Below are 23,724 nucleotides of genomic sequence, written 5' to 3'. Positions count from 1 at the left end.
CCGTCAATCCTTCTTGCCGGCCTGCTGCTCGATGACGTCGGCCTTCTGCTTGCCCGCCTCGCGGGTGGCGTCGGCCTTCTGCTCGAGCGCCTTGGCGGATTCCTCGCCCGCCGCGGTGCCGGTGGCCTTGGCCTCGGCGGCCTTGGCTTCCATCGACTGTGCGGTCGCTTCCGACTGCGCCTCGACGGCGTTCGACTGATGCTCGGCGACCTTGTCGGCCTTGTTTTCGCACGCGGTCAGGGCAAAGGCGGCGACGCCCGCCAGCATCACATGTCCGATACGCAGCATCTGTGATCCTCCGTTGGTCCTCACACAAAGCGCACGGGAACGTGATTGGTTCAGCCCGAGCGGGGCAAAAACCTCATTTCTGCCTTTGCGGTTCCAGAACGGCGCGGACGCACGCCGGCCGGCCTTCGCTCAGCATGCGCACAGGTGAACGCCGGACAGGCTCAGTGAGCGCGGAACCAATCCGCGCCAACTCACGGTCGACCCTGAGGTTTTTCAGCCGCCGGAATAGCCGCCGATGATCGGCAGCACCTCGCCGGTGATGTAGCTGGAGCAAGAGGGCGCCGCCAAAAACACGAAGGCAGGGGCGATCTCCTCCGGCTGGGCCGGGCGCTTCATCGGCGTGTCGCTCCCGAACTGCGAGACCTTGTCGGCCGGGGAGTCGGCCGGGTTCAGTGGGGTCCACACCGGCCCGGGCGCCACCGCGTTCACCCGGATGCCCTTGTCGACCAGGTGGGTGGCCAGCGAGCGGGTGAAGGCGTGGATGCCGCCCTTGGTCATCGAATAGTCCAGCAGGTGCTTGTTCCCCAGCAGGCCGGTGACGGAGCCGCACATGACGATGGCGCTCTTCGGCTTCATGTGCGGCACCGCCGCCTGAGCCATGTGGAAATAGCCGTAGAGGTTGGTCTTCAGGGTCAGGTCGAACTGCTCTTGCGAGAGCTTTTCGAACTCGACCGTGTGCTCCTGGAAGGCGGCGTTGTTGACCAGCACGTCCAGCCGGCCGAACGCCTTCACGGTCTGCTCGACGGCGCCCTTGCAGTAGGCTGCGTCGGCTACGTCGCCGGGCAGCAGGATGCAGCGGCGCCCCTCCTTCTCGACCGCAGCCTTGGTGACCTCGGCGTCCTCGTGCTCGTCGAGATAGGCCACCGCCACGTCGGCGCCCTCGCGGGCGAACAGCACCGCCACGGCCCGGCCGATGCCGGAGTCGGCGCCGGTGATCAGGGCGGCCAGCCCCTTGAGCTTGTCGGAGCCCTTGTAGTGCGGCGCGTCCCACATGGGCTGGAGTTCGAGGTCGGCCTGCAGGCCGGGCTTCTTCAGATGCTGGGCCGGGAACGGCGGCGCCGGGTATTCGCGGGCGCCGGCCTGCATGGCCTTGCCGTCGCCGCCGGCGAAGGACTTGTCCTCACGGTCGACCCGAGCCTGGATTTCGCGCGCCTTCTCGGCGGTCCGCTCGCCTTCGGCGGTGAAATCGCGGTCGGGGCTGGTCATAGGCGGTCTCCCTGCTGACCCCGGAGAACGCCGTTCGGTTTCGGAGGTTGCCCCACTTGCGGCGCCTTCGGCGGAAACACGCCTAAGCTTTTGGATTTCCAAGGCGAAGCTTGAACCCTCGCGCCGCGCGTTCGTTCAGCCTTTGCGGCAGTTCGCTTTGCTTAAGGAGACCCCGATGCCGAGAGGAGAAACCGAACAGGGCGGCGGCAAGTCAAAACGCGGCTTCGCTTCGATGGACCGCGACCGTCAACGCGAGATCGCCGCCGAAGGCGGTCGCAGCGTGCCTAACGAGAAACGCAGCTTCTCGCAGAACCGCCAGCTGGCCGCCGAGGCCGGCCGCAAGGGCGGCCAGGCTTCGCACGCCGGCCGCGACGGCGCCCCGGAAGCCCGCGGACGTCAATAGACTTTAGACTTTAATTCCCCCTGGCGACGCCCGCGCCCCGATTCCCAACCGGGTCCCGCGGGGTGCACGGTCGACGTCGCCCAGATCGGCGGGCCCTTCCCCAGGGCCCGCCGATCGCCTTGTTCACTTGCCGACCTTGAACTTGCCGACCAACTGGCCGTCGCGCTCGTCGCGGGTCAGCTCGATCTCCAGCTGCTCCATGGTCTCGTCCGCCCGGCCCCAGTTTCGATAGAGCCGCGCGCGCACGCTGGTCGCGCCGTTCGGATTGAGCCGGTCGAAGGCGTAGCCGTGCACGCGCACGGCGTATTCGCCGTCCGGCGCCCGACGCAGCAGGTACTCCTCCGGTCCGTAGCCCCGGGTCATGTCGTTGGACAGCCGTCCGCCGATCCCGGTCTTCGGGTGGCTGTAGATCGCCCGCTCGCCAGAGGGCTCGTCCACCCACAGGTCCATGTCGGTCTTGTCGGTGTTCCACTCCAGGACCACCCGCAGGTCGACGTCGAGCAAAGCCTCCAGCCGCGGATCCAGCCAATGCCGAGCGGTCCCCCGCGCCTTCGCCCGGGCGGCGGCGCGGTTGGCCTCCATCAACGAGATCAGCTCGATCCCGTCGTAGTCGCGGTCCCAGGGCGTCTCGATCACCTCGATCAGCAGGTCCAGCGCCTGGGCGTAGTCGGCCGCGGATCCGTCGCCGCCCCGGTCGGCGCGCTCGATCAGAGCAAGCGCCAGGTTGCGCCGGGGCTGGGGCCGGTCGGGCTCGCGCTTCAGGATCAGCTCGTAGAGCGCGATCGCCCGGTCGGTCCGGCCGTAGCGCATCAGACGGTCGGCCAGGATGGTCAGGGTCGTGGTGTCGGTGCTCGGCAGTTCGAGCGCGTTCAGCGCCACCGCCACGGCCGCATCCGTCTTCCCCTTGCGGAACAGGAACTCGCCCACGTCCAGGTAGAAGGCCGGCAGGTCGCCGTGGGCCTTTTCCTGCTCGCGATAGACGCTCCAGAACGCGTCCGGCGCCGCTTCCCCCAGCGCCTTCAGGTAAGGCCGATCCGGGTTCCAGGGTTCGATCTCGACCTTGATGGACTCGGCGCCCGCGGTCGTGACCGGCGAGATCTCCGAGAAGCCTTGCCGAACCATGCGGGCGCCGGTGACCACCACCTCGTCGACCGAGCCCGCGTCGGCCGCCGGCGCGGGCGGGGGCGGCGGAGACGGAGGCGGAGGCGGAGGGGCCAGGGCGGCGACAGGGGCCGGCGCCTCCCGCCTCGACTCCCGCCGCTGATCGCGACGCAGCTCGGCCTGCACCTCCTTCAACGACTTGTGGGCGGCGTTCCACCAGGCCTTCTGCTCGTCCCAGGCCTGGGCGACCGCGTCGACCCGCCCCGCCCGCTCGGCCGCCTTGCGCGCCTCGCGTTCGGCGGTCAGCTCGCGCCACTGCGCCAGCGCGTCCTTGCCCAGCGACGCCGGAGGCTCGATCTCCGCCTCGGCGTAGTCCTCGATCCGCTCCAGCACCACGAACACCGCGTCGGGGCCGGCCACCGACCAGCGCCGCGCCGTGGCCAGCACCTTCTCCTGCGGCGCCTTGCGGGCGGCGAGCTCGCCCACGCGGGCCGCCCCCCAGAGCGCCCCGGCCCCATCGTGCGCCCGCGCGCTCGCGCGATCGATCCGGTAGACCCGGTCGCGCGGGCCCGCGCCGCCGGCGACCTCGACGACCACGGCCTCGCCGCTCATCGGCGCCCTCGCCACCAGGCGCACGCGATCCGGCCCGGTCGGCAGCACGGTGTAGTCCAGGTCGCGCCCAGCGGTGTCGGTCACCCCGACCACCCGCGGCCCCGAGCGGGTCATGCGCGACAACGCCGCCTCAGGCGTGCTCGTGCGCAGGTCGACGTGTCCACCGCCTGAACGCCCGGCCAGCACGGACAGGAACCCGGCGTCGGCGTCGACGGCGCTGGAAATCGTGAAGGTCAGGCACCGCCCGCGCTTGGGGTCGGCCTCCTCCAGGGTGACGTTTCCGTCGGTGAACCACAGGCAGACGTCGGCGCGTGGCGCGTCGATCTCGTCCAGCCCGGCCAGCGAGGTCGCGCCCCTGTAGTCCTCAGGATCGCGCGGAAGGGCCGCGGCGGCCTGGACGCTGAGACGCGGATCGTAGGCGGGCTGCGGCGCGTCCTTCGCCAAGGCGTCGTAACTGGTGACGCTCGGACGGCCGTCGCCGAACAGCACGAGATCGACCGACTTCGGATCGACGGCCTCCAGGTAGCGGGCCAGCAGCAGCCGCTCGGCGCCGAGGTCGTCGTCGCGCCGCGAGCGCGACCGGTCCCAGTAGACCCGCACCCGTTCAGGCCGGGCAGTGCGCGCGGCGAGCGGGCCGACCGCATCGTCGATTTCCAGGAACAGCTCGCCCGACTTGTGCCGCGCGACGGTCGTCGGCTGGGGCGCCGGCGTCCAGGCCAGCCACAGGCCGCCGGTCAGCGGGCGTCCCTTGGCCGAGGCCCGGCCCTCCACGCCGCCCTGCCCTCGGCTCCATTTCAGGGCCAAACCTTCGGGCGCGCGCGTCTCGAGCGGCGTGGCGCGATCGGTGCGCACCACCAGCGAGGTCGTTCCCACCGGCTCGGTCGACAGCGGCAGGGCGTACCCCTTGTCCGGGGTCAGGGGCGTGACGAACTCCAGCCGCACCGTGCGGCCCTGCTCGGGCATGACGGGGAACACCCGGGTGCGGAACGCGCCGGTGCGCGTCACCTCGGCGAAGCCCGGATCAACGCCCTGGCGCACCTTCTCCTCGTAGGCCGTCGTCCCCTTGCGCCGGTCGACCAGCACGCCGTCGACCATCGCGCCGTTCACGTCGAGGGCGTAGCCGGTCACCACCGAGCCGGCCGGCAGGTCCAGCTCGAAGTCGCCCTCGAGCGGCCGGCGGGTCGGATTGAGGAAGCGGGCGGTGACGACCGTGCGCGCCAGGCCGCCCCGCAGGTCGACCTCGACGTCAAGCCGGTCGATGCGCAGGGCCTGAGCATGCGCCTCGCCGCCGTCGCGGGCCACGTAGTCGTGCGCCACCAGGGTCGGGTTCGCCGGCGGCGCGCCTTCGCCCGCCAGCACGCTTCCGGCCGCCGCCAGCCCCAGGGCCAGGCCCAGTCCGCCGATCCATCCCGGCCGCATGTTCCGTCTCCCCCGCGCGACTCCCAGTTGCAGGCTAGCGCCGCTAGCCGCCGTCCGCCTCTGCAATTTGGAAGAGAGACTCCATCCGCATCGTGCGGATGGACGGCCTGAACGGCGCCGGCGCGGCCAACGACGGTGGCGTGTCCACCGCCAAGAGGTTCCACGAACCTCGCCCGGCTGACGCTTCCGCTTGCGCGCGACTGCGGCTAAAGCTCCACCGTAGCGTGAGCGTGGGGGCGTTCGGTGATCATCGGGATCGACCTGGGTACGACCAACTGTGCGGTCGGCGTGTGGCGCGACGGGCGCGCCGAACTCATTCCGAACAGCCTCGGCCACACGCTGACGCCCTCGGCGGTCAGCCTCGACGACAGCGGCGCGGTCCTGGTCGGCCTGCCCGCCCGCGAACGGCAGTCCACCCATCCGGACCACACCGCCACCGCCTTCAAGCGCTACATGGGCTCGCGCCGGGTCACCCGGCTGGGCAAGCGCGACTTCCTGCCCGAGGAGCTGTCGGCCCTGGTGCTCGAGCGGCTCAAGGCCGACGCCGAGGCCCACCTCGGCGAGCCGGTCACCGAAGCGGTGATCACGGTGCCCGCCTACTTCAACGACAAGCAGCGCAAGGCCACCCGCCGCGCCGGCCAGCTGGCCGGCCTCAAGGTCGAACGCCTGCTCAACGAACCGACCGCCGCGGCCCTGGCCTACGGCATTCACGAGCTCGACGACGAGAGCCGGTTCCTGGTCTTCGACCTGGGCGGCGGCACCTTCGACGTCTCCATTCTGGAGATCTTCGACGGCGTGATCGAAGTCCGGGCCTCCACCGGCGACAACCGCCTGGGCGGCGAGGACTTCAACGACCTGCTCGTCGAAGCGGCCTTCGCCAAGTTCGGTCATGAATGGCGCAAGCACGGCTATGACGAAGGCCTGCGCCAGCGCGTGCGCGTGGCGGCCGAAAAGGCCCGCCGCCTGCTCTCCGAGCAGGGCGAGGCGACGCTTTCGGTGGTGTGGAAGGACCGCGCCTACGAGCTGCCGGTCGCCGCCGAAGACTTCGAGAGCATGGCCGAGCCCCTGCTCGCCCGCCTGCGCGAACCGGTGCTGCGCTCGCTGCGCGACAGCGGAGCCCAGGCCGAGAGCCTGAAGGAGGTCGTGCTGGTCGGCGGGGCCACCCGCATGCCGGTCGTGCGCCGCGCCGTGACCCGAATGTTCGGGCGCTTCCCGGCCAACGCCGTACACCCCGACGAAGCGGTGGCCCTGGGCGCGGCCGTGCAGGCCGGCCTTAAGGCGCGCGACCACGCCCTCAAGGAAGTCGTCCTCACCGACGTCTGCCCCTACACGCTAGGGGTCGAGACTTCCGAACACGGGGCGGCGGGGGGCATCCGCACCGGCGTGTTCTCGCCGATCATCGAACGCAACACGGTGATCCCGGCCAGCCGGGTGCAAAGCTATTTCACCATGCAGGACGGCCAGCGAAAGGTCCTGGTCGGCGTCTACCAGGGCGAGTCCCGGCAGGTGAAGGACAACGTGAAGCTGGGCGAACTGGAGGTGCCGGTCCCCGCCGCCAAGGCCGGCGAGATTCGGGTCGACTGCCGCTTCACCTACGACATCAACGGCCTGCTCGAGGTCGAGGTGCACGTGCCGCGGACCGGCGAGCGCCGCGAACTGGTGGTGATCGAGGAGGACGAGGTCCGCCCCGAGGAGGTCGAGCGCCGCCGCGCCGCCCTCGCCGCGCTCAAGGTCCACCCGCGCGACACCGACGCCAACCGCGCCGCCCTGGCCCGCGCCAACCGCTGCTACGAAGACAGCCTGGCGGAAACCCGCGACCACGTCGGCGCGCTGATCGCCCGCTTCGAGACCGTGCTCGACCGGCAGGATCCCCGGACCGTCGAGGCCGAACGCGAAGCCCTGCTCGGCGCGCTGGACGAACTCGAAGGGCGCACCTGGCTGTGAGCTCGATCTGGACGACGCTCGGGCTCGCGCCCGGAGCCGACCGCACCGCCATCCGGCGCGCCTACGCCCAGCGGCTGAAGCAGACCAACCCGGAGGATGACGCGGCCGGCTTCCAGGCCCTGCGCGAAGCCTACGAACAGGCCCTGCGCCTGGCCGACCTCGCTCAGTACGATCAGACGCGCGACGCCCGCGCGCCCTTCCAGGAAGCCGCCGCCTTCGAGGACGCCCGGGTCGAGACGCGCGCGCCGGAGCCGGTGTCTGAAACGGCGGCGTCTCGGGCCGACGAGCCCCCGCCGCCGCGCGATCATCCCGCCCCGCCCCCGACCGCCGTGCCGGCGACGCACGAACGCGACGACCTCGGCCGCGCGCGGATGCGGCTGGACGTCCTGCTGCATACCGAAGCCCCGCTCCAGGCCGGCCTGGAGGCGGCGCTGGACGCGCTGTTCGCGGCCGAGCGCCGGGCCCTGCTCAGCGCCAGCCACGAGACCGAGCACTGGCTGGCCGACCTGCTGGCCCGCACCCAGCCGAACTCGGACCCGCTGCTGCCCGCTGTGCTGGAACACTACGGCTGGGAGCGGCCGGACCTGCGCGCCGACATCCCGTACGCGGCCCACTGGCTGATCGAGCGTCGCGGGGCGACGTTGTGGCGGAGCTGGGTCGAGCGGAAGTCCGACGAGCGCTACAAGGCGTGGCGCCTGCTCACCGGCCGCGCCCGGGACTCGGCGTTCTGGCGTGTCATCCGCGGTCAGAATCAGGTCGACCGGGTGGCCCAGGTGCTGGGCCGGGTCCGCCATGACTATCCCTCGCTGGAGGACGACCTCGACCCGGAGGTCGTGCAGACGTGGGAGCGCCACATCGCCTGGCGCGCCACCCCCGCCGGAAAGCTGTCGCGCTTCGGCGTGCTGGTGGCGCGCTGGCTGGTGATCGTCGCGTGCATCTCGCTGCTGAAGTTCGGCGGCGACCTCGCCTTCGGCGACAGCGCCGCCGATCTGCGCCGGCGCGGCGCGCTCGAGGGGTTCAGCAGCGACGCCTGGACCGAACTTTGCCGCCGGGGCGCCCAACGCTCAGGGGCCGACCTGGAGCAAACCCTCCAGGACTGCGACAACGCCCTGCAGGGGGACGAGACAGCGCTCGGGGTCAGCGAGAGCCGCGGCGTCGCCGCCCTTCGGCTGGGACGCCACGCCGAGGCCCGCGCCGATTTCGACCGCGCCTTGGAGACGAACCCGGACAGCGTGCGCGCCCGCTACGGCCGGGGGCTGGCGATCTGGCTGGGCGGCGATCCGACAGGGGCGAAGGACATGGCGGCGGCCATGGCGGTATCGCCGCCTGTCGCCGACGAGTTCATCCGCTACGGCCTTCGCCCGCCCGCGCCGGAGCGGCCCCAAGAGCACGCCGCGCACGCGCCGCGCCCGGCGCCGCCGCCCGGCTATTCCGGGCCGCGCTGGGCCGAGGGGAGCGAGGCGATCTCCGACGCCTTCCCGCAGACGGCGCTACGCGCCGGGGTGAGCGGGACCGTGCTGCTGAGCTGTCGCATCACCGTCGAGGGCGCGGCGACGAACTGCGAGGTTCTTGAGGAAAGCCCGGCCGGCTTCGGCAAGGCGGCCGTGCAGGCCTCGGGCCGCTACCGCTTCAAGCCGGCGACCTACGAGGGGCGGCCGATCGAGGCCGCCCAGGTGAAGATTCCGATCCGCTTCGAGGCGCAGTAGCGGACTTATCGGCGGGAACGGATCACGCCACCGCCGGCGTTTTCTCCTGCCAGGCGACGTCCTTGGTCCAGGTGTGTACCTGGCGACACCGAGGGCAGCGGAAGGCCCGCTCGCCCGTGAGGGCCTCGAACTCGGTCTCGCGCATCCGATGGACGGTGGAGACAGCTGCACCGGTTTCCGGGCAGCGGATCAGAACTGTCTGGATCATTGCAGAAAAACCCAGTTTCAGGGCGAAGGTTCCGCAGCGCGGCAAACCGCCGTGACGCGACGCCGCGGGACTCGGCGATCGCGTTGCTTCCAGACCCGTTCTGTGGCAAGAGCGCGCCGGTTCGCTGTCCGGTTCCCCGGGGGCGAAACCTCTTCCGACCTTTGCGGACTGACCGCCCGGCGCACGCGCCGCGCGACCGCGAGGACGGCGACTTATCCCCGCGGCTGCGGCCGCAACCAAGAGCAAGGACGACTATGGCGGGTTTCAAAGGTACGGGTTTCAATGATCGGCTCAGCTCCCAGGCCGCGGCCAAGAAGGCGATGCTGGAGAAGTTCAAGCCCAAGCCGACCGTGACCGCTGACGGCACCTACGAGGAACGCAAGGCCGCCGAGGCCGCCGAACTCGAAGCCGCCCGCGAGGCCCGCAAGGCCGAACGCGAAGCCAAGGCCGCCGAAGCCGCCGCCCAGGCCCGCGCCGCGCGCGCCAGCTCGGCCGAGCTGCTGGCCCGCAACTTCGCCAGCATGCGCCAGCGCGCGCGCTGAGCCCGTCCCCCTTCGGGGGGACACACCGCCCGCTTTCGCCCGGACCGCCGGGCGAAGGCGAGCGCGGACACCCTGATTACTTCGCGATCCAGCGCTGACGCCTGCGCCCGCGCCGGCCGTCTCCCGTCGGGCGCACCCGATGCCTCGGCCAAGGCGGCGCGGCGCAAGGAAAACCGTTCCCGCAAGCCCGGCCCGAAGCTGGGGATGATCCTGGCCGCCGCCGCGACAGGCTCGCGGCGAGCCGCTAGGACAGGCGCTTCGATTTCCTCGCGTGGGTGAGAGGCATGGCGCGCATCATTGGTTACGACCGCGGCCTGACCGGCGGCGACGTCCCTGCCCTGTCCGCGCTCGGCTGCGAAGAGACCTTCACCGACACGCGCCCGGGCACCAGCGTGATGCTGCCCGGCCTGGAGGCGGCCGTAGAGCGGTTGACCGCGGGCGACGCGCTCGCGGTGCTGCGACTGGGCGCCATGGGCCACGATCTGCGCGACCTGGCCCCTCGCCTGCTGGCCCTGCACCGGCGCGGGCTGCACCTGATCAGCCGCGACGACGGCGTCGACACCCGCGCCGACGGCGGTCGCTTCTTCGAATTCGTGCAGATGCTGGCGCGGCTGCAGGACGAGGCCGCCGCCGAGCGCCGCAAGCGCGCCGAACCGGGCTCCATCGCCCGCCCAGCCGAGATCAGCGACGACGACTGGGACGAGATCGAGCCGCAGCTCGCCGCCGGCGAGATCAGCGTGGCCCAGGCGGCCGAGATCCTCGACGTCAGCCGCACGGCGGTGCTGCGGCGGATGAAGGGGTGAGCTGACCCAGCTCTCCCCCTCCGAGGAGGGAGCTCTAACGAAGCCTATCCCGCGAACCGCTTGGCCAGGAACTCCACCAGCGCCGTCACCTTAGACGGGCGCGGCGAACTCGGCGGCGTCACCAAGTGCAGCGCGATCGGCGGGGGCGTCCAGTCCGGCAGCACCGCCTCCAGGCGACCGTCGGCCAGCTCGTCGGCGACCAGGAACTCCGGCGCGATGGCCACGCCCAGGCCGGCCAGCAGGGTCGGCACTTGCACGTCGGTGTTGTTCGACACCAGCGGCCCCGACACCTTCACCGTCTCCTCGCGGCCGTCGACCCGGTTGATGTAGCGCCACCCCGCCCCGCCCGGCATGTAGGCGTAGTCCAGGCAGGCGTGGCGCTTCAGGTCGCGCGGATGCTCAGGCCGGCCGTGCTTCTCGAAGTAGGCCGGCGCGCCGACCGTCAGACGCGGCACGTCGGCCAGCCGCCGCGCGCGCAGGCTGGAATCGACCAGAGCCCCGATACGCAGCGCCGCGTCGAAACCGCCGGCGATCAGGTCCACGGTCTGGTCGCTGAGCTGCAGGTCGACCGAGATGTCCGGATAGCGCTGCAGGAATTCCGGCAGGGCCGGCCCCAGGTGGCGCAGGCCGAAGGACATGGGCGCGGCCAGCTTCACCCGCCCGCGCGGCGCGACCGCTTCCGCGGCGGCCTCGGCTTCGGCGGCCTCGCCCTCGGCCAGGATGCGCGCGGCGCGGGCGGCCAGAACCACCCCGGTCTCAGTCAAAGAAAGTCGCCGCGACGTGCGGTGGAACAGGGCCGTCCCCAACCGCGCCTCCAGCCGCCCGACCGCCTTGGAGACGGTGGCCTTGGACAGGCCGGCGTCCTCGGCCGCGGCCGAAAACGACCCGGCCTCGGCCACCTTGGCGAACAAGGCCAGAGCCTCGACGTCAGGAAGTTTGCTCATGGCCATGCTCAGAAATAGAAACGATGAGTTTCGATCGTTTCTATTTTCGCCTGCGACACAAGCCCTATCTTCCTCACCAAGCAAGCGCCGGGTTCGAGCCGGCGCAGGGAGAGACAAAATGATCGAGCGTCGCCCGTTCAATAACCTCGGTGGTGCCGACCACGGCTGGCTGAAGGCCAAGCACCACTTCTCGTTCGCCAGCTACTACGATCCGTCGCGGATGAGCTGGGGCTCGCTTCGCGTCTGGAACGACGACGAGATCGCCGCCAACACCGGCTTCCCGCCGCATCCGCACGCGGACATGGAGATCATCACCTATGTCCGCGACGGGGCCATCACCCACCAGGACAGCCTGGGCAACAAGGGCCGCACCGAGGCCGGCGACGTCCAGGTGATGTCGGCCGGGTCGGGCGTGCGCCACTCCGAGTACAACCTCGAGAGCGAAACGACCCGGATCTTCCAGATCTGGATCGAGCCCAAGAGCCGCGGCGAAGCCCCCGGCTGGGGCGCCAAGCCCTTCCCCAAGGGCGAGCGCGCCGGCAAGTTCGTGGTCCTGGCCAGCGGCTTCAAGGACGACGCCGACGCCCTGCCGATCCGCACCGACGCGCGGGTCGTGGGCGCGACCCTGAAGGCCGGTGAGAGCGCCGAGTACCCGCTGGGCGCTGATCGCCGGGGCTATCTGGTCCCGGCCAAGGGCTCGGTCGAGGTCAACGGCGTGCGCATCGACGCCCGCGACGGCGCGGCCGTCACCGACGAGGCGGTCCTGAAGGTCACCGCGATCGACGACGCCGAAGTCGTCCTGGTCGACGCCGCCTGATCCCTGCGGCCGGGCTTCGGCCCGGCCGCTCCCCTTCCTGTCAACGCGTAAGCCCCCGCGGTCGCGCGACCGGCGGAGGGCGTCCCTCACCCTCTTTCTGAAAGCACCACTCCCATGACCAACCCCTTCAACAACGTCTGGTCCCCCCGCGTGCTGGCCGCGCTGCGCATCATCGCCGGCCTGCTGTTCCTCGCCCACGGCACGGTGAAGCTGTTCGGCTTCCCGGCCGGCGCCCAGCCGGGCCAGGTCGAGCTGCTGACCCTGTTCGGGGCCGGCGCGATCCTGGAGCTGGTCGGCGGCGCGCTGCTGGTGCTGGGCCTGTTCACCCGGCCTGTGGCCTTCGTGCTCTCCGGCGAGATGGCGGTCGCCTACTTCATGTTCCACGCGCCCAGCAGCTTCTTCCCGGCGGTGAACGGCGGCGACGCGGCCATCCTGTTCTCCTTCATCTTCCTCTACCTGGCCGTGACCGGCCCCGGCGCCTTCAGCCTCGACGGCCTGCGCGCCCGCAAGCTCGCCGCAGCCTGACCCTCCCGAGGCCCGGCGAACGCCCTCCCCCGCCCTGCGCGGGGGAGGGTTCCGCGCTTCCTGGAGGCCCGCATGTCCGCAACCTACGCCCTGGCCGCCTGGCGCATGATCGAGCACGCCTGGCGCACCGACGGCACGCTCGCAGGCCTGGCCGGCGGTTGCCGGCCGGACGGCTTCGAGGCGTTTCCCCGCCTGAGCGTCGCCGACACCGGCCGGCTCGACCGGGTGGACCAGGTGCGCGCCGAGCGGACCGGCGAGGAGATCCGCCTGCGCCTGCCGCTCGCCATCCTCGACGTCTGGATCGATATCGACGAGGTGGCCGAAGCCCTGATCGAGGCGATCACCGCGGCACGTCTCGAAAAACCCTGCGACGATTTGGGCTATTCGTAAGTACCGGAATCACTGGCTCACTCGTCTTCGGAGGGGGCCGACCAGACGAACGGGCCGCCGTCGGCCGCCCGGTCGCGGTAAGGTTTCGTTAAGATCCGGGTCGCAGCCTTCCCTTCGGGGAGGACGACAAAATGCTGAAGCTGCTGTTCGGATTCCGGGGCGAACTAGGCCGGCGCGCCTTCTTCGCCGGCTGCGCCATCGTCGCCGCCGCAACCGCGGCCCTGGCCTCCGCCGCTCATCCGGGATCTCGCCTCTACGCTCTGGCGATCGCCGCCTGGCCGCTGGCCGCGCTGCTGGCCAAGCGCCTGCGCAGCCTCGGCATCGACCCGCTGCGGGGCGTGGGCGTGGTGATCGCGATGGAGCTCACGGGCCTGGCCGCGCACGTCGCCGCCTCGGGCGTCGGCGGCTCCATGGCCACGGAGCTGACGATCGCCAACGCCGGCGTGTTCCTGTGTCTATGCCTGTGGCCGTCGGAAACGACCGTGCCGGCTCGCGCGCCGGGCGCCTGATCGTTCAGTCGCCGGCCTTGCCCGACTTCGCCGGTCGGGCGGCCGCCTCGTCGATCGACGTCAGGTTCTTCCACTCGGCGCGGGTGAGGTAGCCGTCGCCGTCCGCGTCGGCCTCGCGAAAGCGCGTTTCGAGCCGCGCGTTGAATTCCTCCGCCGTGATCGCCGGGTGCGCCTTCGGCGGCTCGCCCGGCCGCTGATAACGCTCGTCGGGCTCCAGGATCATGTCGCCGTTGCGGTCACGCCGCGCGAAGAACCGCATGGCCGTGGCCTTGAACTGGTCCAGAGAGATCCTCCCGCGCTGGTCCTCGTCGGCGTAGCTGAACGCCGTCTCGCTCCACGGATCGAGCCCGCCCGCCTCCTGCTGCATCGCCAGCCGTTCGGCCGCCGTGTAGTCGGGCTCCTTCTTCTTGCAGGCGCCCACGGCCAGGCCGGCCAAAAGGACGAGCGCGAGGCTTCGCAGCATCGCCGGACCTCCCAGAAAACCCGGCCCACAACCGCCGCGCCGCGCTCCGGGTTCGTACCTGGGCGGACTCGCCCTATAGGCCGCCTCCTCGAGTTCAGGAGGCGTGCGCGTGGGCGGGGTGGAAATCGAAATGCTGGCGATGCTGTTCGCCGTCGCCCTCGCCGCCGGCTGCATCGACGCCATCGCCGGCGGCGGCGGCCTGCTGACCGTGCCGGCCCTGCTGCTGGCCGGGTTTGACCCGGTCACGGCGCTGGCCACCAACAAGGTCCAGGGCGCGGCCGGCGCCCTGTCCTCCACCAGCGCCTTCGCCCGCCGCGGCCTGATCGACTGGCGGGCCGGCGCGCCGATGGCGCTGGCGGCGGCCGTCGCCGGCCTGGCCGGGGCGGCGTCGGTCAGCCACGTGCCGCGCGAGGCGCTCAGTTTCGCCGTGCCGATCGTGCTGATCGGCATCGCGCTGTATTTCGCCTTCGCCCGCAAGCTGGGCGACGCCGACGCGCGCGCCCGTCTCGGGATCGGCGCCTTCACGCTCGCCTTCGTGCCGGTGATCGGCTTCTACGACGGGGTGTTCGGGCCGGGGGCCGGCTCGTTCTACATGATCGGCTTCATCACCCTGCTGGGCTGGGGCGTGGTGCGCGCCACCGCCCACACCAAGCTGGCCAACTGCGCCAGCAACCTGGGCGCGCTGAGCTTCTTCATCGCGTCCGGCGGCGTGGTCTGGAGCGTCGGTCTGACCATGGCGGCCGGCGCCTTCCTGGGCGCGCAGATCGGCTCACGCCTGGCCATGAAGCACGGCGCGCGCCTGATCCGGCCGCTGCTGGTGGTGATCTGCTGCGCCATGGCGGCGAAGCTGCTGTCGGACCCGGCCAACCCGCTGCGGGTGGCGGTCGAGCACCTGTTCGGCGGCTGAGCGGTCAGCCCAAGAGGCCGGCCAGGCGGTCCAGCGTCCAGCCGAACTGAGCCAGCAGCTCCAGTTCTATCAGCATCCGCGCCGCCAGCCAGCCGAAGCCCAGCATGCGCGCGCGCGGCGAATACCCTCGGCGCAGCAGCACCCAGGCGAACAGCAGAGGCGCGACGAAGACGCCCACGGCCAGACGGCGCCCGACGCGGCGGACGGTCAGTTCGGCCCAATCGATGGTGACGGCGACGCTCATAGCTCGGCACTGATCCGGCGCAGCCCGGCGGCCGCTTCGGCCCCCTGCCGCAGGCGTTGATGAAGAAGGGCCAGCCCCGCCGCCATGGCGGCGAGCAGACTGACCAGCGGCGCGACTACGGACAGCCTCGAACCGAACGCCGCGAACGCCGCCACCCCCATGGCCGCGACACACAGCATGCCGGCTTCGGCGAGCCGCAGCCTGAACTTGATAGTCATGAAAACAGCACTCCCCCGCGCCAGTCTCACAGCTTCACCGTTCCGGCGCAAGCGAGCGCGACAATTGGCGCAGGCCGGGCGGAACCTCCGCCGCGCCCTACTGTTGGCTCGAGCGGAACCGGAGATCTTTCGATGCGCGTTCTTCTCCTCGCCCTCGTCCTGGCCGGGTGCGCCGGCGGTGGCGAGACCGCGCCGCCGGGCGCGGACTTCGGTCCCGACCCGCAGCTGACTGCGCCGCACAGCCAGCTGATCCCCACCGTAAAGGTCGCGCCGGCGGTGGGCTGGCGGCAGGGCGCCGCGCCCACGCCCGCGCCGGGGCTGAAGGTGCAGGTTTACGCCAGCGGCCTGAACCATCCGCGCCAGCTCTATCTCCTGCCCAGCGGCGACGTGCTGGTGGCCGAGACGGCTCAGCCTCCCTCGCCTGCACCCAAGGGCCTGAAAGCGTGGTTCGAGGCGCACTTCATGAAGAAGGCGGGCGCGAACGTGCCCAGTCCCAACCGCATCACCCTGCTGCGCGACGCCGACGGCGACGGGACGGCGGAGACCCGCTCGGTCCTGCTGGAAGGCCTGAACTCGCCCTACGGCATGGCGCTTGTCGGCCAGACCCTTTACGTCGCCGACACCGACGCCCTGCTCGCCTTCCCCTACCGGCCGGGCGACACCCGTATCACCGCCCCGGCCCGCAAGGTGGCCGACCTGTCGGCCGTCCAGCCCAACTATCACTGGACCAAGAACCTGGTCGCCGGGCCGGACGGCGCGCTCTACGTCGCCGGCGGATCGAACAGCAATGTCGGCGAGAAGGGCATGGAGATCGAAGCCGACCGCGCCCTGATCCAGAAGATCGATCCCGCCACCGGCGCGCGCGAAGTCTACGCGTCAGGCCTGCGCAATCCCGTCGGCATGGCCTGGGAGCCGCAGACCGGGGCGCTCTGGGTGGCGGTGAACGAGCGCGACGAGATCGGCGACAGCGTGCCGCCCGACTACATGACCGCGGTCAAGGCCGGCGGTTTCTACGGCTGGCCCTACAGCTACTGGGGCGGCCACGTGGACAAACGGGCCAAGCCGCCCCGCCCCGACCTGGTCGCCACCGCCGTGACGCCGGACTATGCGCTGGGCGCCCACACCGCCTCCCTGGGCCTGGCCTTCGCGGATGCAAACGTCGCGGGCCTGCCCCCGACCTACACCGGCGGCGCTTTCGTGGGTCAGCACGGCTCGTGGAACCGCTCGGTCCCGGCCGGCTACAAGGTGATCTTCATTCCGTTCCGGGGCGGCCGGCCGGCCGGCGGGCCGCAGGACGTGCTGACTGGCTTCCTCGACGCTAAGGGCCGGGCCCAGGGCCGCCCCGTCGGGGTCGCGCTGGACCGCACCGGCGCCCTGCTGGTGGCCGACGACGTCGGAAACACGGTCTGGCGGGTCAGCGCGGCGGCTCCCACTCGGCCTTGAGCGCTGCGGACGGATCGCCCATCGACGGCTCGTCGACGTGGCGCGTGCGCTCGATGGCGGCGACCAGGAAGGCGGTCGACCAGCCCAGCAGCAGAATGCCGTTGATGCCCTCGATGCCGCCCATCACCCGCCAGTGGCCGGGTAGCGCCGCCTCGTCGTAGCCGGCGGTCGAATAGGTCGTCAGCGAGAAGAACAGAGCGTGCTCGAAGTTCCTGGTCGCCCCGACCAGGTGAAACATCACGGCGTACATCCAGATCTCGATGGTGTGCAGGGCGACCAGGGCGAAGGCCACCGGCAGCAGTATGCGCAGCCGCTCGATCTGGCCCCGCCGGCGAAAGCGCAGTTCCATCCACCGGCTCGCCTTCGCGATCCCGGCCAGACCCAGGAGGTGGACGACGACGGTCCCGCCGACCATGGGCGCGGCCAGCGCCAGCTGAAGCGGAAGGGTGTCGGTCATCCGGCCTGCGAAACCGCCGAGGCCGGCCGATGGGTCCAGCCTTCAGATCAGAGCCGGGCGCTGATCGCCGCGACCAGCTCCAACTGGCTGTTCACCCGCGCCTTTTCGAAGATCCGGCGGATGTGCGAGCGCACGGTGCCGACCGACACGCCGGTCTGCTCGGCCACCGCCTGCGGCCCGAGCCCCGCGACCAGCTTGCCGGCGACCGCCGCCTCGGCGCCGGTCAGGCCGTAGAGGGCGCGAGCGGTGTCGCGGCTACGGACCTCGGCATCGCGCGGAGAACGAGCGATCAACAAGGCAGCGGCGTCGAACCGGAAGGCGTGCTCGCCGGGAATGGGGCTCGCCTCGAGCAGCAGCGGATCATGTTCGTCGTCGCCCAGCACCACCATCGGACACGGCGGCGCGTGCCCGCCCCGACGGGCGGCGATGGCCTGGGCGAGACCGTTGAGGACACGGGCGGTCTCGGCGTCGCTGCGGGCCGCCAGCCGCCCGTTGCGCAGGCCCAGCCAGCGCCCCTCGGCGACCAAGCGTTCGGCGGCGGGGGAAAGAGCGTGCACCCGCCCGTCGCTTCCGCACACGAAGGCGGCGATCGAGACCGCCTCCATGACGTCGGCCAACAGGGCGAAGCCCTGCTGCTCGATCGCCATCTGGGTCCGCACGGCCGCCCGGACGTGCGGCGCGACGGCGGCGTAGAGCCGCTTCTCGGGGAGCGTGATGTTCCCCGCCGCCTTCCCGCGGAGGACGGCCAAGCCGATCGTCAACCCGTCCTGGTGCAGCAGTGGACTGAGACAGATGTTGGCCAGATCGTAACGCCGGACCCACTCGCCGTACTCGGGGTTGCGCCGACAGTCCTCGGCGGTGGTGAAGGCGCTCTCGTCCATCACCGTCAGCTCCGGCGCCCGCCCGCCGATCCGGATCCTCGAATTGACCGTGGGGAGGTGCCCGTCGGCCGCCTGGAACTGTGTCATCACTTCAGGCGGCGTCCGGGTCATCCAGTTGAACGGCACCGCCGCCGCGCCCAGGCCGATTAGTTGGCCCACGTGCGCCCCGGTGAGGTCGGAAAGACCGCCCAGGGCGTCGGTCCAGCTTCCGCTTCCGAGCGCCGCGTCCTGAAAGCGTTCGACCACGCATGAGAATTGATCGCCGAGCACGACGGTCACAGCCTGGCGCTGATCGCAGCCACCAACTCCAGCTGACTTTTCACGCGCGCCTTCTCGAAAATCCGGCGGATGTGGGAGCGCACGGTGCCGACGGACACGCCGGTCTGCTCGGCCACCGCCTGCGGGCCGAGACCGGCGACCAGCTTGGCGGCGACGGTCGCCTCGGTCGCGGTCAGGCCGTAGAGCGCGCGCGCGGTCTCGGCGCTGCGGATCTCGGCGTCCCGCGGCGATCGGGCGATCAGCAGGGCCACAGCGTCGAACTTGAACGCGTGCTCGCCGGGAATGGCGCTGACCTCGACCAGCAAGGGTTCGACGCCGGCCTCGTCGCGCACCACGAAGGCGCGCGGCGGCGCGCCCGCCCCGCCCCGCGCGGCCGCGGCCGCGTCCACGGCTTCGAGCACCCGCAGGGTGTCGGCGTCGTTGCGGGCCGACAACCGGCCGTCGCGCAGGCGCAGCCAGCGGCCCTCGCTGGCGAGCCGCTCGGCCGAGGGCGACAGGGCCCGCACCCGGCCGTCCGCGGCGCAGATGAAGGCGGCGGTCGAGACCGCCTCCATGACGTCGGCGAGCAGCGACAGGCTCTGGTTCTCAAGCGCAAGCTGGGTGCGCACCGCCGAGCGGGCGTGCGGGGCGACCGCGGCGTAGAGGCGCTTTTCCTCGGCCGAGATGTTGCCGACGCTGGCGCCGCGCGCCACCGACATGCCGATCATGCCGCCGTCCTGGTGCATCAGCGGCCCGAGACAGACATAGGCCAGGTCGTAGCGGCGGATCATTTCGCCGTATTCGGGAGTGCGGCGGCAATCCTCCGCCGTGGTGAAGGCGGTCTCGTCCAGAACCGTCAGTTCCGGCGCGCGGCGGGCGATACGGCTTCGCGAATTGACGTTGGGCCGGTGGCCGTCGACGGCGGCGAAATCCGCCGGCATCTCCGGCGGGATGTCGACCATCCAGTTGAACGAGGCGGTGGCGTCGGCGCTCAGGCCGATCAGCTGGGCGGTGTGCGCTCCCGTCGCGGTCGCCAGCGAGCGCAGGGCGTCGGTCCAGCCGCCCGCCCCGATGGCCGCCGCCTGGAAGCGGTCGACGACGCCCGTAAAGGTTTCCTCTTTCACTCGCACCGACGCTCGCCCCTGGGCGCAACCTTCACGAGATTGCGCGAGCATCGCCGCGAAGTCCATGCGCGGCCAGCGAAAGGCCGCTGCGCCTCTACAATATTGTAGAGGCGGGCCGCCGCAGGTCCGAGGTAATCGTCGTTCATGCGCGACGTCGACCGGCTGACCCCGCTCAAGATGGATCAGGCCTGCCTTGAGGAACTGATCGACCTGTATCAGGCCAACTGGACGGGCGACCGGCTGGAAAGCGTCTTCCGCCTCCGGGCCCTGGCCGACCTCTCGACCCTGCCGACCGAAACCCTGCTGCAACTGGCGGCGGAACGCCCGAAGAGCTGAGGCTCACGTCAGCGGCGCGTCGATCTCGCAGATCAGGCCGCCCGGCTCCCAGCGCCGCAGGATGTGACCGCCCAGGTCGTGTTCGACCACCCGCTCCAGCAGGCGCGCCCCGAAGCCGGAGGCCTCGGGCGGCGCGACGGCGGGCCCGCCCCGTTCCCGCCAGACCAGTTTCAGCCGCTCCGCCGCGGTGGTCCAGCCGATCTGCACCTGGCCGCCCTCGGTCGACAGCGCGCCGTATTTCACCGCGTTGGTCGCCAGCTCCTGCAAGGCCAGCGACAGCGCCAGGGCCCCGTCGGACGAGAGCCGCACCGGCGGGCCTTCGATGCGGAACCGCTCGGCCGAGCCGTGAGCGCAGGTGGCGCGAGACACCACCTCGGCCAGGTCCGCCCCCTCCCAGCTGCCCGCGGTCAGCAGGTCGTGAGCGGACGCCAGGGCCTTCAGGCGCACGTTCAGCGCGGCTTCCGCCTCCGCCAGGGTCTCCGCCCGCCGCAGCGCCAGGCCGACCATGGCCTGAACCACGGCCAGGGTGTTCTTCACCCGATGGGTCATCTCCTGCAGCAGCAGCCGCTGGCGTTCCTCGGCGCGCTTCTGCTCGGTGATGTCGATGGCCACGCCCAGCAGCCGCGAGGGCGTTCCGTCGGGCCGATAGATGGCTTCGACCCGCAGCAGCAGGGCGCGGACCTCTCCGTCCGACACGCGACGGATCTTCATCTCGTCCTGCAGGAACCGCTCCTTGCGGTCCATGGCCGCGAAGGCGGCGGCCCGAACCCGCTCCGACTCGCCCGGCAGGTAGACGGCGCGGATCTCCGCTGTGGTCGGCAGATGTCCCGGCGGGAAGCCCAGCAGGCGGCCGATCTCCGGGGTCGGGAAGATGGTGGTGATGGCGCCGTCAGTCTCCCAGACCGCCATGCGCCCGGCCTCCAGCGCCAGGCGCAGGCGCGCCTCGCTCAGGCGCAGGGCCGCTTCGGAGGCTTCGCGGGCTTCCGCCACCGTCCGGGCCTGGGTGCGATCGCGCAAGATCTTCAGGTAGCCGATCAGCGCGTCTTCGGGGCCGCGCAGCGGGGTGAGCCGCCCCTGCGCCCAGAACATCTGGCCGTCCTTGCGCAGGTGCCAGCGCACGTCTTCGGCCCAGCCGCTCAGGCGCGCCTGCTCCATCTCGCGCGCGACGACGCCGGCGTCGCGGTCCTGCGGCGTGAACATGGCCTCGACCGGCCGGCCCGACATTTCGTCCGCGGTCCAGCCCAGCACCCGTTCCGCGCCCTGGTTCCAGAAGGTCACTCGGCCGTCCAGGTCGGTCGCCACGATCGCGAGGTCGGTGGCGCTCCGCAGAATCGCCTCCAGCAGGGTCTCGTCCGCCACGGCGGCGTTGCGCTCAGCCATCGGTGTGAACCCGGTTTACTGGCGCAACAGCCGCGCGGGACGACGGTTCCGCCCTCGGGCGCAACCGGTCTCGTGGTCGGTACTAACCGGGAGCCCGCCTTGGGCGGGAACGCCAACCGATTGAACTTCTTGGTCAAAGCCCGCCAGATCGGCCGACCTCGCCCGCCTTCATCGGATGATCGCGAACAGGGTGAGCAGCAGCAGGATCACGCCCACCACGCTCGTCCAAGACACGCGCGCGCGGCGGCGCAGCGGATAGGCGGTGAGGTAGACCGGCGGACGTGGAATCCCGGTCTCGTCGGCGAAGATGTAATGCGATCTGCGCATGCGCCTGCTCCCGAAACCCGCCCGCAAGCAGAGACGGACGCTCGGGGCCTGCGAACCGACGAAGGCGGCGAATCGATCCCCCCTCGGGAGAAAACCGGAGCCGGGACGCGCTCACGTCGCGTCGTGGAAGATCACCCCCAGGGTATGACGCCGGCCCGAGCGCACCTCGCTGACGCCGTGACGCAGGTTGACCCGGTAGGTCCCGCGCGTGCCCGCCACCGGCCGGTGGTGGACGGCGAACACCACGGCGTCGCCGCGCCCCAGGGGCGCGACCGAGGCGCGCGACTGCATGCGCGGGCGCTGCTCGGTCAGCACGAATTCGCCGCCGTCGAAGTCGGCCCCGGGCTGTGACAGCAGCACGGCGACCTGCAGCGGAAACACGTGCTCGCCGTACAGGTCCTGGTGCAGGCAGTTGTAGTCGCCCGGGCCATAGCGCAGCAGCAGCGGCGTGGGCCTGACCTGGCCGGCCGCCCGGCAGCGCTCCAGGAATTCGGGGTGGCTGTCCGGATAGCGCGCCTCCAGCCCCATGCGCGCGTTCCAGCGGTTCGCGACCGGGGCCAGGCGCGGATAGATCGTCTCGCGCAGCTCGGCGACCACGTCGGGCAGCGGATAGGCGAAGTAGCGGTACTCGCCCCGCCCGAAGCCATGGCGCGCCATGACCACCCGGCTGCGGAAGCGCGCGTCCTCGTCATAGAATCCGGCGACGGCCTCGCAGGCCGGCCCGTCCAGCAGGCCCGGCAGCAGGGCCCACCCGCGGTCGTCGAGCTCGGCCTCGACCCGGGCCCAGTCCACCGCCGCTCCCCTGCCCTGCACGCGCGCCTCCGCCGGATCAGGCTCGCATCGCTTGCACGGCCGAAAGCCCGCCGCGCGCGCGTCGTCCGCCGTCGCGTGAAACCGCACGTTGCCCGGATCGGCGCGCCGCGCAGGGCACGACGGGCGGCAGAACACGCCGGTCGTGCGCACCGAGTAGACGAACGCGCCGTCGGCGGAGCGATCCCGCGCGACCACGGCCGCCCATCGCGGATCCCGCTCGACGTCGATCCGGCCGGTCAAGGCGTTCATGGCCTGCTCCCTCTTGCGCTACTTGAGCGCGGAAGCTGGCGCCTCAGGCCGGCCGGCGCATTCCGGCTCTTGCGGATTTCAGCGGCTGGGGGCGCCGGTCCGCACACCAGCTGCGTCGTCCCCGCCGCCGCACAGGCGTTCGGCCGCGTGGGCGGGGACCGAGCCGGGCTCGAGCGGCTTCCACGGCGCTTTCAGGTTCTCGCGCTCCTGGTGGGCCCCTTGCAGGTTGTTGCCCTCGTAGATCCGGATGGCGAGGATGCGCATGCGGGCGCCCTTGCAGTCCAGGTTCCAGATCTGGAGGTTCGAGCGCGACTGCATCGGACCGATCGCGGCCGGCTTGAAGTACTCCTGGCGCACCTCCGCCTGCAGGGTGGCGTCGTCCAGGACCTTGGGCGCGGTCGGGGCCGCCAGGGCGACGGCGCCGTCGTCGGCCGCCAGAACCGACCAGCCCACCGCGTCGATATAGCTGTCCACCCAGGCCAGCACGTCCGCCTCGTTGAAGCTGGCGGGCGGCGGCGGTTCGGCCATGGCCGGGGCGGCCTGGGTCGACGCCGGCATCGTCGTCAGGGCGAGCGCGAAGGCCGCCCCCGTCGTCAGCGAGCGCATCATTTTGAAGCTCCCTTCGTCCGCGGGGCTCACAACCGGCGAGCGGGCCCGAGGGCTCCCCCGGCGAAGGCGTCGCGTCAGTGGAGCTCCGGCGTCCCGGTCGCGATCGGGGCGTCCGGATCGGACGGCGGCGGCGCGGCGGTCGTCAATTGAACCGCTTCGCTCGGCGCCGGCGCGGCCGGTTCGAACATCGCCGGCGGCGTGATCGTGAGCGGCTCGGCCACGATCGGCGCTTCGCTGGCCAGGGCCTGGGCGACCTTCACGCGGCGAGCGGCCGCAAGTCGCCGCGCCGGGGCGGGCCGGTCGACCGACCAGGTCGCCGGATCGATCGACGGCGCGACGGCGGGAGCGCTCGGCAGTACCGCGGGCTGCGACGGCGTCTCGGCGACGGCTGACGCGGCGTAGACCGGCGCCGAGGTCGGCTCCGGCTTGCGCAGCACGAACAGGGTCGTCCCCACCGCCGCGACGCCGGCGACCGTCGCGGCGACCGCCATCCAGCGGCGCGAACGCCGGGGCGCGACGCGCGCCGGAGCCTGCGCCAGAGCCGACGCGGCCTCGGCGACCTTCGGCGCGACCGGGGCCGTCGCCTTCGCAACGGCCC

Annotated in this window: 27 protein-coding genes and 2 pseudogenes; 12 read left to right on the top strand and 17 right to left on the bottom strand. The window is 71.6% G+C overall.

Features of this window, described 5'->3' with window-relative positions; translation table 11 throughout:
- Window positions 1-3: 3 nt before the first annotated feature.
- Both H8B08_RS14620 and H8B08_RS14615 read right to left on the bottom strand, forming a co-directional pair.
- On the bottom strand, window positions 4-288 hold the full coding sequence (locus H8B08_RS14620) for a hypothetical protein (protein WP_187450929.1): 285 nt from the start codon (window positions 286-288) through the stop codon (window positions 4-6).
- Window positions 289-501: 213 nt separating this feature from the next.
- The gene (locus tag H8B08_RS14615; RefSeq protein ID WP_187450928.1) at window positions 502-1,494 is read right to left on the bottom strand and encodes an SDR family oxidoreductase; all 993 of its coding nucleotides are present in this window, start codon (window positions 1,492-1,494) and stop codon (window positions 502-504) included.
- A 175-nt stretch (window positions 1,495-1,669) separates the two neighbouring features.
- On the opposite strand from H8B08_RS14615, the gene H8B08_RS14610 reads away from it, so the two are divergent.
- Window positions 1,670-1,897: a general stress protein gene (locus H8B08_RS14610; protein WP_187450927.1), complete on the top strand. Its 228-nt coding sequence runs from the start codon at window positions 1,670-1,672 to the stop codon at window positions 1,895-1,897.
- A 123-nt stretch (window positions 1,898-2,020) separates the two neighbouring features.
- Here the strand turns inward: H8B08_RS14610 and H8B08_RS14605 are convergent, their stop codons facing one another.
- A complete protein-coding gene (locus tag H8B08_RS14605) occupies window positions 2,021-5,029 on the bottom strand; it encodes a VIT domain-containing protein (RefSeq protein WP_187450926.1) in 3,009 nt (1,002 codons plus the stop codon).
- Window positions 5,030-5,272: 243 nt separating this feature from the next.
- Here H8B08_RS14605 and H8B08_RS14600 point away from each other — a divergent pair, with 243 nt between their 5' ends.
- Together H8B08_RS14600 and H8B08_RS19620 are read left to right on the top strand one after the other, a co-directional pair.
- Entirely contained in the window at window positions 5,273-6,973 is a 1,701-nt protein-coding gene (locus H8B08_RS14600; RefSeq protein WP_187450925.1) for a molecular chaperone HscC, read from the top strand.
- A complete protein-coding gene (locus H8B08_RS19620; RefSeq protein ID WP_187450924.1) occupies window positions 6,970-8,679 on the top strand; it encodes a TonB family protein in 1,710 nt (569 codons plus the stop codon). Before H8B08_RS14600 ends, H8B08_RS19620 begins: the two co-directional genes overlap by 4 nt.
- 22 nt (window positions 8,680-8,701) lie before the next feature.
- Here H8B08_RS19620 and H8B08_RS14590 read toward each other — a convergent pair whose 3' ends face one another.
- The gene (locus H8B08_RS14590) at window positions 8,702-8,887 is read right to left on the bottom strand and encodes a hypothetical protein (RefSeq protein WP_187450923.1); all 186 of its coding nucleotides are present in this window, start codon (window positions 8,885-8,887) and stop codon (window positions 8,702-8,704) included.
- 254 nt (window positions 8,888-9,141) lie between these two features.
- On the opposite strand from H8B08_RS14590, the gene H8B08_RS14585 reads away from it, so the two are divergent.
- Together H8B08_RS14585 and H8B08_RS14580 are read left to right on the top strand one after the other, a co-directional pair.
- Window positions 9,142-9,429, top strand: coding sequence for a DUF6481 family protein (locus H8B08_RS14585; RefSeq protein WP_187450922.1), 288 nt, complete (start codon window positions 9,142-9,144; stop codon window positions 9,427-9,429).
- Window positions 9,430-9,713: 284 nt separating this feature from the next.
- On the top strand, window positions 9,714-10,232 hold the full coding sequence (locus H8B08_RS14580) for a recombinase family protein (protein ID WP_187450921.1): 519 nt from the start codon (window positions 9,714-9,716) through the stop codon (window positions 10,230-10,232).
- 44 nt (window positions 10,233-10,276) lie between these two features.
- Here H8B08_RS14580 and H8B08_RS14575 read toward each other — a convergent pair whose 3' ends face one another.
- Window positions 10,277-11,176, bottom strand: coding sequence for a LysR family transcriptional regulator (locus tag H8B08_RS14575; protein WP_187450920.1), 900 nt, complete (start codon window positions 11,174-11,176; stop codon window positions 10,277-10,279).
- A gap of 118 nt (window positions 11,177-11,294) precedes the next feature.
- Between H8B08_RS14575 and H8B08_RS14570 the strand changes: the two genes are divergently transcribed.
- From H8B08_RS14570 to H8B08_RS14555, 4 genes are all read left to right on the top strand, one after another.
- Complete coding sequence (locus tag H8B08_RS14570; protein ID WP_187450919.1) at window positions 11,295-11,993, top strand: pirin family protein; 699 nt, start codon at window positions 11,295-11,297, stop codon at window positions 11,991-11,993.
- A 114-nt stretch (window positions 11,994-12,107) separates the two neighbouring features.
- Window positions 12,108-12,518 (top strand): DoxX family protein, encoded by a 411-nt coding sequence (locus H8B08_RS14565; RefSeq protein WP_187450918.1) that lies wholly within the window; start codon window positions 12,108-12,110, stop codon window positions 12,516-12,518.
- A 72-nt stretch (window positions 12,519-12,590) separates the two neighbouring features.
- Entirely contained in the window at window positions 12,591-12,908 is a 318-nt protein-coding gene (locus H8B08_RS14560; RefSeq protein ID WP_187450917.1) for a hypothetical protein, read from the top strand.
- Between the two features lie 131 nt (window positions 12,909-13,039).
- On the top strand, window positions 13,040-13,417 hold the full coding sequence (locus tag H8B08_RS14555; RefSeq protein ID WP_187450916.1) for a hypothetical protein: 378 nt from the start codon (window positions 13,040-13,042) through the stop codon (window positions 13,415-13,417).
- A 4-nt stretch (window positions 13,418-13,421) separates the two neighbouring features.
- Here H8B08_RS14555 and H8B08_RS14550 read toward each other — a convergent pair whose 3' ends face one another.
- The gene (locus H8B08_RS14550) at window positions 13,422-13,880 is read right to left on the bottom strand and encodes a hypothetical protein (protein ID WP_187450915.1); all 459 of its coding nucleotides are present in this window, start codon (window positions 13,878-13,880) and stop codon (window positions 13,422-13,424) included.
- Between the two features lie 130 nt (window positions 13,881-14,010).
- On the opposite strand from H8B08_RS14550, the gene H8B08_RS14545 reads away from it, so the two are divergent.
- Entirely contained in the window at window positions 14,011-14,787 is a 777-nt protein-coding gene (locus tag H8B08_RS14545) for a TSUP family transporter (protein ID WP_187450989.1), read from the top strand.
- A 4-nt stretch (window positions 14,788-14,791) separates the two neighbouring features.
- Here H8B08_RS14545 and H8B08_RS14540 read toward each other — a convergent pair whose 3' ends face one another.
- Window positions 14,792-15,031 (bottom strand): hypothetical protein, encoded by a 240-nt coding sequence (locus H8B08_RS14540; RefSeq protein WP_187450914.1) that lies wholly within the window; start codon window positions 15,029-15,031, stop codon window positions 14,792-14,794.
- Window positions 15,028-15,249, bottom strand: a complete 222-nt coding sequence (locus H8B08_RS18955; RefSeq protein WP_222934500.1) for a hypothetical protein — start codon at window positions 15,247-15,249, stop codon at window positions 15,028-15,030. Before H8B08_RS18955 ends, H8B08_RS14540 begins: the two co-directional genes overlap by 4 nt.
- 132 nt (window positions 15,250-15,381) lie before the next feature.
- Between H8B08_RS18955 and H8B08_RS14535 the strand changes: the two genes are divergently transcribed.
- Entirely contained in the window at window positions 15,382-16,692 is a 1,311-nt protein-coding gene (locus H8B08_RS14535; protein ID WP_222934499.1) for a sorbosone dehydrogenase family protein, read from the top strand.
- On the opposite strand, the gene H8B08_RS14530 is transcribed toward H8B08_RS14535, so the two are convergent.
- From H8B08_RS14530 to H8B08_RS19610, 3 genes are read right to left on the bottom strand one after another with little or no spacing between them, the layout of a single operon-like run.
- Window positions 16,664-17,149 carry a two pore domain potassium channel family protein gene (locus H8B08_RS14530; protein WP_187450912.1) on the bottom strand — a complete coding sequence of 162 codons (486 nt, stop codon included), beginning with the start codon at window positions 17,147-17,149 and terminating at the stop codon, window positions 16,664-16,666. The genes H8B08_RS14535 and H8B08_RS14530 overlap by 29 nt on opposite strands.
- 47 nt (window positions 17,150-17,196) lie before the next feature.
- Window positions 17,197-18,276 carry a LuxR C-terminal-related transcriptional regulator gene (locus H8B08_RS19615; protein WP_187450911.1) on the bottom strand — a complete coding sequence of 360 codons (1,080 nt, stop codon included), beginning with the start codon at window positions 18,274-18,276 and terminating at the stop codon, window positions 17,197-17,199.
- A gap of 29 nt (window positions 18,277-18,305) precedes the next feature.
- On the bottom strand, window positions 18,306-19,418 hold the full coding sequence (locus tag H8B08_RS19610) for a helix-turn-helix transcriptional regulator (RefSeq protein WP_187450910.1): 1,113 nt from the start codon (window positions 19,416-19,418) through the stop codon (window positions 18,306-18,308).
- Between the two features lie 138 nt (window positions 19,419-19,556).
- On the opposite strand from H8B08_RS19610, the gene H8B08_RS14515 reads away from it, so the two are divergent.
- Entirely contained in the window at window positions 19,557-19,748 is a 192-nt protein-coding gene (locus H8B08_RS14515; RefSeq protein ID WP_187450909.1) for a hypothetical protein, read from the top strand.
- A 3-nt stretch (window positions 19,749-19,751) separates the two neighbouring features.
- Here the strand turns inward: H8B08_RS14515 and H8B08_RS14510 are convergent, their stop codons facing one another.
- From H8B08_RS14510 to H8B08_RS14490, 6 genes and pseudogenes are all read right to left on the bottom strand, one after another.
- Window positions 19,752-21,128 (bottom strand): sensor histidine kinase, encoded by a 1,377-nt coding sequence (locus H8B08_RS14510; RefSeq protein ID WP_187450908.1) that lies wholly within the window; start codon window positions 21,126-21,128, stop codon window positions 19,752-19,754.
- A gap of 168 nt (window positions 21,129-21,296) precedes the next feature.
- Complete coding sequence (locus tag H8B08_RS14505; protein WP_187450907.1) at window positions 21,297-21,455, bottom strand: hypothetical protein; 159 nt, start codon at window positions 21,453-21,455, stop codon at window positions 21,297-21,299.
- Window positions 21,456-21,566: 111 nt separating this feature from the next.
- Entirely contained in the window at window positions 21,567-22,268 is a 702-nt protein-coding gene (locus H8B08_RS14500; RefSeq protein WP_370545489.1) for a 2OG-Fe(II) oxygenase, read from the bottom strand.
- A 27-nt stretch (window positions 22,269-22,295) separates the two neighbouring features.
- Window positions 22,296-22,517: pseudogene (locus H8B08_RS18950) on the bottom strand (Ada metal-binding domain-containing protein); the annotation flags it as partial.
- Between the two features lie 78 nt (window positions 22,518-22,595).
- Complete coding sequence (locus H8B08_RS14495) at window positions 22,596-23,126, bottom strand: surface-adhesin E family protein (protein WP_187450906.1); 531 nt, start codon at window positions 23,124-23,126, stop codon at window positions 22,596-22,598.
- A 74-nt stretch (window positions 23,127-23,200) separates the two neighbouring features.
- Window positions 23,201-23,724, bottom strand: a pseudogene (locus tag H8B08_RS14490) (hypothetical protein); the annotation flags it as partial.

Origin of the sequence: Caulobacter sp. 17J80-11 (genome assembly GCF_014349105.1) — a bacterium.
Lineage (GTDB): Bacteria > Pseudomonadota > Alphaproteobacteria > Caulobacterales > Caulobacteraceae > 17J80-11.
This window is presented reverse-complemented; position numbering and strand designations above follow the sequence as displayed.